The 13,586-nt window shown below is 71.9% G+C and carries 9 protein-coding genes and 2 pseudogenes; 6 read left to right on the top strand and 5 right to left on the bottom strand.

Going from position 1 to position 13,586, the window contains the following annotated elements; all coding sequences use genetic code 11:
* The first annotated feature begins 79 nt into the window (after positions 1-79).
* The 3 genes from ACIOWN_RS31400 (at position 80) to ACIOWN_RS31390 (ending at position 7,161) form a co-directional block, all read left to right on the top strand.
* On the top strand, positions 80-3,391 hold the full coding sequence (locus ACIOWN_RS31400) for an FtsX-like permease family protein (protein WP_401984062.1): 3,312 nt from the start codon (positions 80-82) through the stop codon (positions 3,389-3,391).
* Between the two features lies 1 nt (position 3,392).
* On the top strand, positions 3,393-6,140 hold the full coding sequence (locus ACIOWN_RS31395; RefSeq protein ID WP_401984112.1) for an FtsX-like permease family protein: 2,748 nt from the start codon (positions 3,393-3,395) through the stop codon (positions 6,138-6,140).
* Between the two features lie 61 nt (positions 6,141-6,201).
* Positions 6,202-7,161, top strand: coding sequence for an ABC transporter ATP-binding protein (locus ACIOWN_RS31390; protein ID WP_401984059.1), 960 nt, complete (start codon positions 6,202-6,204; stop codon positions 7,159-7,161).
* Positions 7,162-7,174: 13 nt separating this feature from the next.
* Here the strand turns inward: ACIOWN_RS31390 and ACIOWN_RS31385 are convergent, their stop codons facing one another.
* From ACIOWN_RS31385 to ACIOWN_RS31365, 5 genes and pseudogenes are all read right to left on the bottom strand, one after another.
* The gene (locus ACIOWN_RS31385) at positions 7,175-7,900 is read right to left on the bottom strand and encodes a hypothetical protein (protein WP_362347827.1); all 726 of its coding nucleotides are present in this window, start codon (positions 7,898-7,900) and stop codon (positions 7,175-7,177) included.
* On the bottom strand, positions 7,897-8,313 hold the full coding sequence (locus ACIOWN_RS31380; RefSeq protein WP_362347829.1) for a thioesterase family protein: 417 nt from the start codon (positions 8,311-8,313) through the stop codon (positions 7,897-7,899). The genes ACIOWN_RS31385 and ACIOWN_RS31380 overlap by 4 nt, the downstream gene beginning before the upstream one ends.
* Positions 8,314-8,322: 9 nt before the next feature.
* Positions 8,323-9,987, bottom strand: coding sequence for an energy-dependent translational throttle protein EttA (ettA, locus tag ACIOWN_RS31375; protein WP_362347831.1), 1,665 nt, complete (start codon positions 9,985-9,987; stop codon positions 8,323-8,325).
* A 204-nt stretch (positions 9,988-10,191) separates the two neighbouring features.
* Positions 10,192-10,491: a hypothetical protein gene (locus ACIOWN_RS31370; RefSeq protein WP_401984057.1), complete on the bottom strand. Its 300-nt coding sequence runs from the start codon at positions 10,489-10,491 to the stop codon at positions 10,192-10,194.
* A gap of 11 nt (positions 10,492-10,502) precedes the next feature.
* Positions 10,503-10,655 (bottom strand): annotated as a pseudogene (locus ACIOWN_RS31365) (IS630 family transposase); the annotation flags it as partial.
* 2 nt (positions 10,656-10,657) lie between these two features.
* Between ACIOWN_RS31365 and ACIOWN_RS31360 the strand changes: the two are divergent.
* The 3 genes and pseudogenes from ACIOWN_RS31360 to ACIOWN_RS31350 all read left to right on the top strand — a co-directional run.
* On the top strand, positions 10,658-10,846 hold the full coding sequence (locus tag ACIOWN_RS31360) for a UTRA domain-containing protein (RefSeq protein WP_401984111.1): 189 nt from the start codon (positions 10,658-10,660) through the stop codon (positions 10,844-10,846).
* Entirely contained in the window at positions 10,843-11,121 is a 279-nt protein-coding gene (locus tag ACIOWN_RS31355; RefSeq protein WP_401984054.1) for a hypothetical protein, read from the top strand. Before ACIOWN_RS31360 ends, ACIOWN_RS31355 begins: the two co-directional genes overlap by 4 nt.
* 614 nt (positions 11,122-11,735) lie before the next feature.
* Positions 11,736-12,911: pseudogene (locus tag ACIOWN_RS31350) on the top strand (IS256 family transposase); the annotation flags it as partial.
* Between the last annotated feature and the right edge of the window lie 675 nt (positions 12,912-13,586).

The following is a 13,586-nucleotide window of genomic DNA, read 5'->3' as shown; positions in this document are numbered from 1 at the left end:
GACCCATGACCGCTTACCCGCGCCGTGTCCCCTCTGACAGCATCACCGTAAAGATCTGGACAACGGCAGGGGGAGCCGGGTGGCGGGGTTCACGGGATTCGTCCTGCTGCGGGCGCGGGCGCACCGGCTGCTGCTGGCCGCCGCGCTGCTCACGGTCCTGCTGACCACGGCGGTGCTGGCGACGCTCACCGCCTACTCGGGCGCGATCGGCGACGCGGCGCTGCGCCACTCCCTGCGGGACCCGCGCAACGCCGCCGACACCACCCTGGTGGTTCGCGGCGACACACCCTCCGAGGGACGCCCGGCCGTCGACGCCGAGGTGCGCGAGCAGACCCGCGAGGCCTTCGACGGGCTGCCGGTCACCGTGCGCACCCTGGTGCGCTCCGGCCCCTACGGCCTGCCCCTGTCCCTGCGGCCCCCGGCCGAACTCCCTCAGGCTCCCGACTCCGCCGAAGCGGGGGACGCCTCCGCCGGCGACCCGGACCTGACCTACTTCGCGGCCATGGACCCCACACAGGTGCGGCTCGTCTCCGGACGCCTGCCCCGCGCGACGGCGTCGGGTGACGTCGAGGTCGCGCTGCCGCAGACCGCCGCGCAGCGCCTCGGGCTGAAGCCCGGCGCCCGGCTCGCCCTCACCGACCGCCTCGGCGGCGGACAGGCCCACGCACGGATCACCGGGCTCTACCGCCCCGCACACGCCGACGCGCCGTACTGGCGGCTGGACGAACTGGGCGGCCGCGGCGTCCGCAAGATCGGCTTCACGATGTACGGGCCGCTGCTGACCGACCCCGGCGTCATCGACGGCGGCAGAGTGAGCGCGGGACAGAGCGCGTGGCAGGCGTCCGCGGACTTCTCCACGCTGACGACCGGGCGGATCGGGGCGCTGCGCGACGCGGTGCGCGAGAGTGCCGCGTCCCTGCGGAAGTCCACCGCGGTGAGCGGCACACCCGAGGTCACGAGCTCGCTGCCCGACGTCCTCGACCGGATCGACCGCTCCCTGCTCGTGGCCCGCTCGACGCTACTGATCGCCGCGGTCCAACTGGCGCTGCTGGCCGGTTACGCGCTGCTGCTGGTGGCCCGGCTGCTCAGCACCGAACGCGGCGCGGAGACACGCCTGCTGCGCGCCCGCGGCGGCTCCCGTGCCCGGCTCGCCGGCCTCGCCGCCACGGAGGCGCTGCTGCTGGCCGTGCCCGCCGTGGCGTGCGCGCCGCTGCTGGCGGGGCCGCTGACCGGGCTGCTGGCCGGTCAGGGCGCCCTGGCCCGGATCGGACTGCACCCGGACGTCTCCGCGACCGGGCGCCCCGGGGTCTGGCTGGTGGCGGCGGCCGTGGCCCTCGGCTGTGCGATGGCGGTGACGCTGCCCGCGCTGACCTCGACGTTCACGGCAGGACCGCGGTCCCGTCCGCTGCCCGCGCCGCTGCGCGCCGGCGCGGACCTGGGACTGCTGGCGGTGGCCGGCGTGGCGTACTGGCAGCTGAGCAGGCAGCCCTCCGGCGCGGTCGGCGGCGACCTCACGGGCGCGCTCGGCATCGACCCGCTGCTGGTCGTCGCGCCCGCGCTGGCCCTGCTGGCCGGGACGGTACTGACCCTGCGGCTGCTGCCGCCTGTGGCCCGGCTGGCCGAGCGCCGTGCGACCGGGGGGCGCGGGCTGTCGGCCGCGCTGGCGGGCTGGCAGTTCAGCCGCCGCCCGATGCGCGGGGCCGGACCTGTGCTGCTGCTCGTACTCGCCGTCGCGCTGGGCATGCTGGCGATCGGTCAGGACGCCTCCTGGAACCGTTCGCAGGACGACCAGGCCGACTTCAAGGCGGGTGCGCCGGTGCGTGTGCTGGCCGCCGGGGAGGGGGACCTCGGCCGCACCGAGCAGTACGCGGCCGTCCCGCACGTACGCTCCGCCGCCCCGGCCGTCCGCGCCCCGCTGCCCCTGGCCGGCGACCGCACCGCGACCCTGATCGCGCTGGACACCGCGAACGCGGCGGACACGCTGCTGGTGCGCCCCGACCTGGGGTCGGAGCCGGTGCGGTCGCTGCTGGCGGGGCTCGCGCCGAAGAGCCCGGCGGCGGGCCTGAAGATGCCCGCCGGCACGGCCCGCCTGCGGCTGACGGCCGGCATCCGCGGCTCCGGCACGAGGATGCCGGTGGACCTGGCGGTCACCGTCGAGGACGGCCGCGGGGTCCCGTACCGCATGCCGATGGGCACCCTGCCCGCCGACGGCCGCTCCCACCGCCTGGACCTGGACCTCCCCGCGGGCACCGGGCCCCTGACCCTCACCGGCCTCGAGCTGTCCCTGAACCAGCCCGACGACGTCGCCGAGCGCCACCGCCTCACCGTCTCCGAGGTGACCGCGACCGGCGCCGACGGGACGGTACGGCGGCTGAGCACGCCGGCGGCCTGGAAGGCGACCTCCGTCGTCAACAGCATCGCCCCGGCTCCCGACGGCGCCACCCCGGCCAAGGCGACCGTGACGTCCGCCCTCCCGCCGGCCGTCACCTACGGCACCGGCTACACGCCGCACGACCAGATCCGGGCGTCGGGCACGCTGACGGTGCGGCTCCAGGTGGCACAGCCCGCGCAGCCGGAGGTGGCGGCCGTGGCGACCGACCGCTTCCTGGACTCCACGAGCGCACACGAGGGGCAGCGGGTGGACGTGAGCGTCGGCGGCCAGAACGTCCCGGTCCGGATCGTGCGTTCGGTACGTGCGCTGCCGACCACGGGCACGGCCGAGCAGGGCGGTCCCCCGGACGCCGCGCACGACGGCGGTGGTCTGCTGATGGACCTGCGGTCGGTCAACCGGCTGCTCCAGTCGGGCTCCGGCGACCGGGCCGCGCCCACCGAGTGGTGGCTGCGCACCGACTCCCACCGGTCGGCCGACGTGGCAGCCACCCTGCGGGCCCTGCCCGACGTCGACCCGGGGCAGGTGATCGTGCGGGACGAGATCGCCGACCAGTTGCGCGACGACCCGTTCGGCGCCGGGCCCGCGGCCGCCTTCACCGCGGCCGCCGTGGTCGCGGCGGCGCTGGCCGCCGTCGGCTTCGTGGTCGGCGCGGTCGGGACCCGCAGGGAGCGGGACGCCGAGTTCGCCGTCCTGCGCGCCCTCGGCACCCCGCGCCGCCAGCTGGCCCGGACGCTCGCCGCCGAGCAGGGCGTGCTGGTGGCCCTGGCGGTGGCGGTCGGCGCGGCTCTGGGCACCGTACTGGCCCGCGCCGTGATCCCGCTGATCGTGCTGACCGGGCAGGCCGCGAAACCGCTGCCGGCCGTCCTGGTCGAGCTGCCCGCCGCCCGGGTGGTCCTGCTGCTGGCGGCCGTCGCCGCCGCGCCGCTCGTCGTCACGGCGGTGCTGACCCTGCGCCGGCCCGACCCGGCGCTGTCCCTTCGAGACCGCGGAGGTGAGTGAACTGAACGCCGTCACTCCCGCCTGGGTCCGGATACGCCTGCGCACCGCGCCGGGTGCCGCGGCCGCCCTCGCCCTGCTGGTCGCGCTGACCGCCTGCCTGGCGGCCGCGTTCCCCCGCGCGCTCGACCGGTACGAGAACGCCGGTCTCGCCCGGGCCGTCGACCGGGCGGGCCCGCCGCGCACCACCTTCACGATGTCCGCCCCGGTGCCCGCGGTCCCGGACCGGCAGCGCGAGCAGGCACTGCTGCCGCCCGCTCTGGGCCGGCAGCTCACCAAGGTCCTCGACGCCGTCCCGCGCCCGCTCGTCGCCGACCCCGGTCAGTCGTCGTACGGGGTCGCGAACGCCACCGACCTCGCCGTCCCCGACCGCTGGATCCCCCGGCCCAGCGGGCTGCCCGCGAAGATGCGCCTGGTCGCGCCCAACGGGCTGGCCGAGCACTCCTCGGTGCGCGAGGGCCGGCTGCCGCGGGCGACCGGGCGGGTGACGGCCTCGACCTCGGAGGTGGAGGCCGCCGTGAGCGCCGCGACGGCCAGGAGCCTGCACGTCAGGGTGGGTTCGGTCATCCACGTACCCGCCATGTCCGGCCCGCCGCTCGTGGTCCGCGTCACCGGCGTCCTCACCCCCCGGGAGCCCGACGGTGCCTACTGGTCGACCATGCCGCTGCTGCGCACCCCTGCCCTGGTGGAGGTGCCCTCGGACAGTCCCGAACCGCCGAAGTACTGGCTCGGCGCCCTGCTCCTGCCGTCCGAGGCCGCCCCCGCCCTGATGGGCACCGCGGGGACCCCCTGGCGCTACTGGCGGGTGGCTCCCGCCCCCCGCTCCCTGCACGCCCACGACCTGGAGGGCCTGAAGTCCGCGGTCGCGAGCCTGAAGTCCGGACCCGGCCTGGTGCGCGTACGTGCGGCCACCGATCCGGTCGCGCAGGTGGGCACCGAACTCGACGACGTCCTCCTCTCCTACGGCCGGCTGAGCTCCGGCATCACCCCGCTGGTCGCGGTCGCCGCGTTCGGCAGTGCGACGGTCGCCGCCGTGGTCCTGCTGATGGCCGGCGGCCTGGCCGCCGACCGCCGCCGCCTCGAACTCACCCTGCTGCGCGCCCGCGGCGTCTCCCTGCCCGGTCTGGCCGGCCGGCTGCTCGCCGAGACGGCGGTGGTCGCCGTGCCCGCCGGGGCGCTCGGACTCGGTGCGGCCCTGCTCGCCGTCCCCGGGGGCCGCCCGGGTCACTCCGTGCTCGCGGCCGCCGTGGTCACCGCCGTCGCCTGTGCCGCACTGCCCGTGCGCGCCCTGATCGCGCACCGCGTGGTCCGCGTCCACGGACCGCGCGAGGACACGGTGTCCGTACGTCCCTCCCAGCGCCGTACGGTCGCCGAACTGACGCTGCTGGTGATCGCGGCGGCGGCGGTGGAGGCGCTGCGGCGGTACGGGGTCGCGGGCGCCGCGGAGAACGACGGCGCCCCGGGCGGTTCGGGGGACCAACTGGTGTCCCTGGCGCCGGTGCTGGTGGGCGTGATCGCGGCCCTGGTGCTGGTCCGCCTGTACCCGTGGCCGCTGCGCTGGCTGATGCGTCCGATGGGCCGGCTGCGCGGGGCGGTGGGCCATCTGTCCCTGGCCCGTGCGGGGCGTACGTCCGTCCCGGCGGTGCTGCCCCTGCTGGCGCTGCTGACCGCGCTCACCACCGCCGCCTTCGGCGGCTCCGTGCTGGCCGGAGTGGCCGGTGCCCGCGACCAGGCGGCCCTCCTCGCCGTCGGCGCCGACGCCCGGGTCGACGGCGCCGAGGCGCTGCCGGACGGGCTGCCCGACCGGGTCCGCCGGACACCGGGCGTGCGGGGACTCACCGAGGTGAGCATGGACTACCAGGCCAGGACGGGGACGAACGCGCGGATCTCCGTAGCGGGCGTCGACCCGGCGGACTACGCGTCCCTGGCCCGGCGCACCGGGCTCGGCGCCTTCCCCGGGGAGCAGTTGCGGCGACCGGCCGCCGGCTCCGGGACTCCGCTGCCGGCGCTGGCCTCCCCGTCGGTCGCCGAGAAGTACGGCACCCGGCCGTTCACGGTGCAGCTCGGCGACGGGACCGAGGTGAACATCCGGATCGCAGTCGTCCGGGACCGGACCCCGGCCGTCATCGGCACCAACTTCCTGGTCGTGGACCGGGCCGGACTGAGCCGCGGGGTGGCCCGGGCGAGCGCGCTGCTGCTGACCGGCGACCATCTGGACGCGGGCGCCCTGCGCCGGGCGGCGGGCGCGGACGCGTCCGTGACGACGCGGGCCGGGGAACGCGGCGACTACGTCGACTCGCCCCTCCAGTCCGGCGCCGAGCGCGTCTACACGGTGGCCGTGGCCGCCGGTGCCGGCTACGCCGTCCTGGCGCTGCTCCTCGCACTGCTGCGCACCGCCCCCGAGCGGGCCGCGCTCCTCGCCCGCCTGCGCACCATGGGCCTCACCCGCGCACAGGGCCGCCGCCTGCTCGTCCTGGAGTCGCTGCCCCAGTCGCTGCTCGCCGCGGCGGGCGGAACGCTGACGGGCTGGGCGACCGTCCTGCTGCTCTCGCCCGGCGTCGACCTGACGGCCATCGCGCTGCCGTCGCCGGCGGTGTCCGCCGGCGGGAACGAGCTGCGGACCGACCCGCTCTCGCTGGCCCTGCCGGCCGCGGCCGTGCTGCTGCTGACGGTGGGCATCGCCGTGGGCCAGGCCTGGTGGACGGGGCGCAGGGGATCGGTGCGGGAACTGAGAGCGGGGGACGCGAGATGAACCGACCGGACGACCGCCACAGCCGCCACAGCCGCCGTAGCCGCCGCGCAGGAGAGCCCCGATGACGACGAACCCCACCCTGGCCGACCTGGCCGAGCGCGCCACCGCGAAACGCACCCGCCCGGCCTACGGCCACGACGCGGTGATCAGCTGCGACCGTCTGGTCCGCATCTTCACCGCCGACGGCGTGGAGGTACAGGCCCTCCAGGGCCTGGACCTGCTGGTCCGCGAGGGCGAGCTGATGGCCCTCGTCGGCGCCTCCGGCAGCGGCAAGTCCACCCTGATGAACATCCTCGCCGGGCTGGACACGCCCACGGCGGGCGCGGCCCGGGTCGGGGACCACGACCTGCTCGCCATGACCGCGAAGGACCGTCTGCGCTACCGCCGCGAGGTCGTCGGCTTCGTCTGGCAGCAGACCTCCCGCAACCTGCTGCCGTATCTGACGGCGGCGCAGAACGTCGCGCTGCCCATGCAGTTGTCCGGCGACCGCGGGCGCAGCCGCCGCGCCAAGGCCGAACGCTCCCTGGAGCTGCTGCAGTTGCTGGAGGTGGGCGACTGCCAGGACCGCCGCCCGCACCAGATGTCGGGCGGCCAGCAGCAGCGGGTGGCGATCGCGGTGGCCCTCGCCAACAACCCCGCGGTGCTGCTCGCCGACGAGCCCACCGGCGAACTGGACTCCCACACCGGCGAGCAGATCTTCGCCGCCTTCCGCACCGCCAACGAGCGTCTGGGCACGACCGTCGTCATCGTCACCCACGACCAGGCGGTCGCCGGCGAGGTGCGCCGCACCGTCGCCATCCGCGACGGCCGCACCTCCACCGAGGTGCTGCGCCGCAGCGAGGTGGACGCGACGACCGGCGACGAGACGCTGGTGAGCCGCGAGTACGCCATGCTCGACCGGGCCGGCCGTCTGCAACTGCCCGCCGAGTACACGCAGGCCCTGGGGATGCGTGACCGGGTGGCACTGGAACTGGAACCCGACCACATCGCGGTGCGGCCGGACGACAGCGAGGGAAGCTGAGCGCCGCTCGCGGTCAGCGGACGCTGACGCCCAGGCCGCCGAGTCCGGCCTCCGCGCGCCGTACCGCGATCGACCCGTACGGGGTCCGCAGCCGCAGCCACGTCCCCGACGAGAGCAGCGCGAGGTCCTCCTCGCCGGAGGCCGCCGGGGGCCCTGCGGTGTCGCCCTCGCAGGCAGTGGCGGGGGGCCTGAGGAACCGCAGCGACTGCGCCGCGTGCACGGCTCGCACGGGCAGTTGGGTCCCGCCGACCAGCCGGGACCAGATCTCCCGCCCGATCCGGTCGAGTTCGGCGCGCGTGCGGTGCTCCTGCGCCAACTCCCCCGTACGGGTACGGAACTCGGCGACCGCGGCGGCCACCGCCGCACCCAGGGCGCCGGCCGGGGGCAGCCCCGGCTCGGTCCGCCAGCCGCCGCGCGGGGGCAGGACGCCCGCCCACGGCGGCCCGGTCACCGCCGCGGGGACGGCGGCCGTGGCCGCCGGCTCGTCGACGGACTCGAGCAGTTCACCGGCGGAGACGGTCACGTCGAGGGTGGTGTCGGGCTCGTTCCGGTACGGCTCGGCGAGCCGCACGGCGCGTACCGCCAGCACCTCGAAGGACGCCGGCCGTCCGAAGACGGCGAGCGCGGTGCCGGCCGCCTGGAGCCGCACCGCGGCGGAACGGTCGTAGTGCAGCAGCCGGGAGAGGAAGGCGGCGAGGTCCGCCGCCTCCGTCTCGTCGGCGAGGTGGAGGACCGTCATGCGGCGACGGCCTCCTCCTTGTCGCCCGCGTCGGTGTACTCCTGGAGGAACTCGCGCTCCTCCGCGGTGATCCGGCGCGGACGCTGCGCCTCGAAGTCGAACGGCACGATCACCGTCGAGGCGCGGACGTAGATCTGGTCGCCGTCCTTGACCTCGTAGGTGAGGGTGAAGGACGCCGCCTTGATCTCGGTGACCCACAGCTCGATGTCCACCGGCGCGTGCCGGTGGACGAGCTGGCGCTTGTAGTCGATCTCGTGACGCGCCACCACGGACCCCTGCTTGAACTCCTTGTCCGGGCGGAACAGGAAATCGATGCGTGCCTCCTCCAGGTAGCGGAGGAACACCACGTTGTTGACGTGGCCGTACGCGTCCATGTCCGCCCAGCGCAGCGGGCAGCGGTAGATGTGGCGCATCTGCTTCGATCAGCCCCGGGTCAGCTTCTTGTAGGTGGCGCGGTGCGGCCGGGCGGCGTCCGGGCCGAGCCGCTCGATCTTGTTCTTCTCGTACGACTCGAAGTTGCCCTCGAACCAGAACCACTTGGACTCGCCCTCGTAGGCGAGGATGTGCGTCGCCACGCGGTCCAGGAACCACCGGTCGTGGGAGACGACGACGGCGCAGCCGGGGAACTCGAGGAGCGCGTTCTCCAGGCTGGACAGGGTCTCGACGTCGAGGTCGTTGGTCGGCTCGTCGAGGAGCAGCAGGTTGCCGCCCTGCTTCAGGGTGAGCGCCAGGTTGAGGCGGTTGCGCTCACCGCCGGAGAGCACACCGGCGGGCTTCTGCTGGTCCGGGCCCTTGAAGCCGAACGCGGACACGTACGCCCGGGACGGCATCTCGACCTGGCCGACGTTGATGTAGTCCAGCTCGTCGGAGACGACGGCCCACAGCGTCTTCTTCGGGTCGATGTTCCCGCGGCTCTGGTCGACGTAGGAGATCTTGACCGTCTCGCCGACCTTGATGCTGCCGGAGTCCGGCTGCTCGAAGCCCTGGATCATCTTGAACAGCGTGGTCTTGCCCGCGCCGTTCGGACCGATGACGCCGACGATGCCGTTGCGGGGCAGCGTGAAGGAGAGGTCGTCGATGAGGACCTTCTCGCCGAAGGCCTTGCTGAGGTTGTTGACCTCGACGACGATGCTGCCCAGGCGCGGGCCCGGCGGGATCTGGATCTCCTCGAAGTCCAGCTTCCGCATCTTCTCGGCCTCGGCGGCCATCTCCTCGTAGCGGGCCAGACGCGCCTTGGACTTGGCCTGCCGCCCCTTGGCGTTGGACCGCACCCACTCCAGCTCGTCCTTGAGCCGCTTCTGCCGCTTGGCGTCCTTCTGGCCCTCGACCTTGAGGCGGGTGGCCTTGGTCTCCAGGTACTTGGAGTAGTTGCCCTCGTAGCCGTGGAGGCGACCGCGGTCCACCTCGCAGATCCAGCCGGCGACGTTGTCCAGGAAGTACCGGTCGTGGGTGACGGCCACGACGGTGCCCTCGTACTTGGCCAGGTGCTGCTCCAGCCAGTTCACCGACTCGGCGTCGAGGTGGTTGGTGGGCTCGTCGAGGAGCAGCAGGTCGGGCTGCTCGAGCAGCAGCTTGCACAGCGCGACACGGCGGCGCTCACCACCGGAGAGGGTGGTGACGGGCCAGTCGCCGGGCGGGCAGCCCAGGGCGTCCATGGCCTGCTCGAGCTGGGCGTCGAGGTCCCAGGCGTTGGCGTGGTCGAGCTCCTCCTGGAGCTTGCCCATCTCCTCCAGCAGCGCGTCCGAGTAGTCGGTGGCCATCTGCTCGGCGATCTCGTTGAACCGGTCGAGCTTGCCCTTGACCTCGGCGACGCCCTCCTGGACGTTCTCCAGGACCGTCTTCTCGTCGTTCAGCGGGGGCTCCTGCAGCAGGATGCCGACGCTGTAGCCGGGCGACAGGTACGCGTCACCGTTGGACGGCTGCTCCAGCCCCGCCATGATCTTCAGCACGGTCGACTTGCCGGCACCGTTCGGACCGACGACGCCGATCTTGGCACCCGGAAGGAAGTTCAGGGTGACGTCGTCGAGAATCACCTTGTCGCCGTGCGCCTTGCGCGCCTTGCGCATGGTGTAAATGAACTCAGCCAAGAGAAACCGTCCGGCAGCTTGAAATCAGGCAGTGGGCAGATACACCCCATCTTGCCGTACCGCCACCCCTGGGAGGAAACGCGTGCGGCCGTGGGGCTGTGACCTGGGGTTTCGCAGCCGGTCGCCGTGGCCCGTCTGTCACTGTCGGTCGCCACTGAGTGCCCTTGGGCGGCCTCGCACGGCCCAGAGGCGGCCCGGAAGCGATCAAGTAGGCAACCGAATCTTCACCTGGTGATTGTGGTGGGCGTGATCAATCACTGTGCCTTCGATGTGGGCGCCCAAAGGGGGCAGCTCCATCCCCCGCGGCATGGCCGTGATCTCGGCGAGGGCCACGGCGTTCGAGACGCCCTCTACGCGTATGAAGACTCCGAAGCGCTGGCGCCCGATGACCTCACCGCCGACACGAGCCCCGACAGGCAGAGCGGCGACGGTCTTCGCCCAGCTCTGCCGAACCGCCTCGGCCGCCGGCACCTCTGGGCCCGTGGGCCACGCGTACTCGTCCATAGACAAATCATGTAGCGCACTCCGTGGGTGCGGTGGTAGGTCGCGGGGTGCCGCTCGGGGTGACCGGCAGGTGCCCAGGACGAGCCGGCGGTGGGTCGGATGCCGAGCGGGCCGAACTCGTCGAAGGCGAAAACGCGGTCCGGGAAGCGTTCCAGGACGTGCTCGCCTGCCGACGAAGGAGGAGGCCTCGGTCCTGCGAATCGGCTCTGCTTGGGCCGTACTTGCGATCACGCGCGTGGTGACGGACGCCGCTGGACGTGTGGTCGAGGCCGCGTTCCTGGTGTTCCCGGGTGATCACGCCGAGGCGGTCTTTACCACGCACCATCAGATCGCCCAGAGGGGGACGGAAGAGTGACAGCGCTAAACGAGTTGCGGCTACTGCCGTGGTCGGGACCCGACGGCAAGCCCTGCTACCTCAGCACCGACGACGGCGACGGCTACATGTCCCGACTGGCGGACAACATGGAATCGGTCCAACTCGGCATGACTGCCGAACTGCTGGAGCAGGCGCAAAAGGTACTCGACGACTCGGACGCGGAGCCGGAGGAATTGCGAGTCCTGGCGGCTGGATTGGCTGGAGCCCTGGGGGACGCGCTCCGAGTAGCGACCAGCCGCGGTGACCGCCTGTGATGACCGCGGCTCCAACTCGTGTGGCCTGACTTGCCGGTCTACTGATCAAGGGTCTCGCCGACCAGCGGGACTGACGAAGCCCACGGCTCTGAACTGCTCAGATGCCGTGGGCTTCTGTCGATGTAGGTTGTCGTCGGCCGACTCCGGACGGCCCAGGGACGGCCTGAACAGCGGCTCGGCGGCCCGTTCAGCGACCTACATGCTGAGGGGCAACTCCCGGGCTCGTTGGCGTGCCCCTTCCGCCGCCGCCACAGAGCCAGCAGGCATGGATACGCCTGTCAGACAACCTTGTTGAGCGCAGCTGACCCTCGTATCTGGCACGTCGACCCAGGTGAACTGGGTCCCAATCGGCAGCGGGCAGACGACTTCAACGCGCAGCTCGCCATCCAAGGGTTCGAGCGACTGGCGGATGCCATGCACGAAATGCGCCAGCAACTAGCAGCACTTGAGCCCTACTTCGAGCCAGAGTGGGACGACAACCAGTGGCCGATCACGGACGAAACGATGGTGTCCCACCGAGTGGTGTAACAGCGATCTCCGCATAGCCCCTGGCCATGGGGCGGCCACCGCGCAACTCTCCGAGTAGCGAAGCTCGTTCAACGAGAGGATGCACGATGGCCTTGTCCCAGCATGACTTACTCCGGCTGATGGAGTCACTGCGTACGGCGGACGGAATCGAGTTGGTCCGCACCCTGGCCCAGCGGATCCTGCAGGAACTCATCGAGGCCGAGGCCACCGCCCACATCGGTGCCGCACCGGGCGAGCACAGCGAGACCCGCACGACGATGCGCAACGGGCACCGCGGGAAGGTGCTGACCACACAGGCCGGGGACCTGGACCTGGCGATCCCCAAGGTCCGCACCGGATCCTTCTTCCCGTCACTTCTGGAACGCCGGCGCCGCATCGACCAAGCCCTCTACACCGTGATCATGGAGGCATACGTGCACGGCGTGTCCACCCGCAGCGTGGACGACCTGGTCAAGGCCCTGGGCTCGGACACCGGCATCTCCAAGAGCGAGGTCTCCCGCATCTGTGGCGCCCTGGACACGGAACTGAACGTGTTCCGCACCCGGCCCCTGGACCACACCCGCTTCCCCTACATCTACCTCGACGCCACCTACTGCAAGGCCCGGGTCTCGCATCAGATCGTTTCCCAGGCCGTGGTCATCGCGACCGGTATCACCGAGGACGGCGGCCGCGAAGTTCTCGGACTCATGGTCGGCGACAGCGAGACCGAGGTGTTCTGGACCGAGTTCCTGCGTTCCCTGCGCGAACGCGGCCTGACCGGTGTCCGCCTGGTCATCGCCGACCACCACTCCGGACTGGTCAAGGCAGTCCGCAAGGTCATGCTCGGCGCCGCCTACCAGCGGTGTCGCGTTCACTTCCTGCGCAACGTCTTCGCCGTGATCAGCAAAGACTCCGGCGAGATGGTGGCCGCGACCATCCGCACGATCTTCGCCCAGCCCACCGCCGAGGCCGTCCGTTCCCAGCTCGACACCGTCGCCGACATGCTCGGACGGCAGTTCCCCAAGGTCAAAGCCATGCTCCTGGAAGCCAAAACCGACCTGACCGCCTTCGCTGACTTCCCCGAGCGACATTGGAAGAAGATCCAGTCCACCAACCCCCTGGAACGGGTCAACCGAGAGATCAAGCGCCGCGTCGACGTCGTCCAGATCTTCCCCAACCCCGCCGCCCTCGAACGCCTCACCACCGCCGTCCTCATCGAGATGCACGACGAATGGATCGCCTTCCCCCGCAGCTACCTCCCCAAGGGCGGCATGGACTCGATCTACCCCACGACCGAAGATCCTCCCAACGCGGTTACACCACCACAGGGGACATGGCCGACGAACGACGAAACCGCAGCATCGCTCCTGGTCCAGCTGAAACGGGAGCGACAGCGTGTCCCTATGCGCGTAGGGCGGACCACCACCCGGTGAAGCGCCTACCTGCGTGCTGAGGCTGAAGCCGCGCTGACCTCCGCTTTAGGAGTTCGGTCACGCCCCGGCGTTGCTGCGGTCCAGCACGCGGACGCGTGTCGGACGTAGCTGCTGGTGCTCACCACTGTTCGTGGTTGTTGATGTCAACGTTAGATCTCAGCTGAACAGTTGGTGCGTGGCAGCCCTCCAGCGGCTCATCAGGGCGATCGGCCGAACTGCACCAGATGTCGGTTGGCCGATCTTCGCAGTCAACAGCAGGTTCGTCGGCAGTCGCCCTCCCGCCTGGATCCGCCATTGGTGACTCTTTACGGCTGGTGAGGCCCATGATCAGAGCCGGACGGTTTCTATCAAATTACGTCGAGATCGAACTTCTTTAGGGCAAATATTATCACCTTATACTGAAATGCAAGAAATTACCAACCGGGATTACTGAACCTTCCCCTTGATCGTGGACACCTGGAGACTGGGACGCGAGGTTCCAGAGGAAGTAGTGCCAGGTGGGAAGCAAGAGCAACCGCAGCAGGC

It is taken from the genome of Streptomyces sp. NPDC087787 (genome assembly GCF_044743035.1).
Taxonomy (GTDB): domain Bacteria; phylum Actinomycetota; class Actinomycetes; order Streptomycetales; family Streptomycetaceae; genus Streptomyces.
This window is presented reverse-complemented; position numbering and strand designations above follow the sequence as displayed.

Excerpts from the sequence above, each read along its gene's own strand:
- ACIOWN_RS31380 (WP_362347829.1), bottom strand. The coding sequence starts at position 8,313 with ATGCGCCACATCTACCGCTGCCCGCTGCGCTGGGCGGACATGGACGCG.
- ACIOWN_RS31390 (WP_401984059.1), top strand. The coding sequence starts at position 6,202 with ATGACGACGAACCCCACCCTGGCCGACCTGGCCGAGCGCGCCACCGCG.
- ACIOWN_RS31385 (WP_362347827.1), bottom strand. The coding sequence starts at position 7,900 with ATGACGGTCCTCCACCTCGCCGACGAGACGGAGGCGGCGGACCTCGCC.
- ACIOWN_RS31370 (WP_401984057.1), bottom strand. The coding sequence starts at position 10,491 with ATGGACGAGTACGCGTGGCCCACGGGCCCAGAGGTGCCGGCGGCCGAG.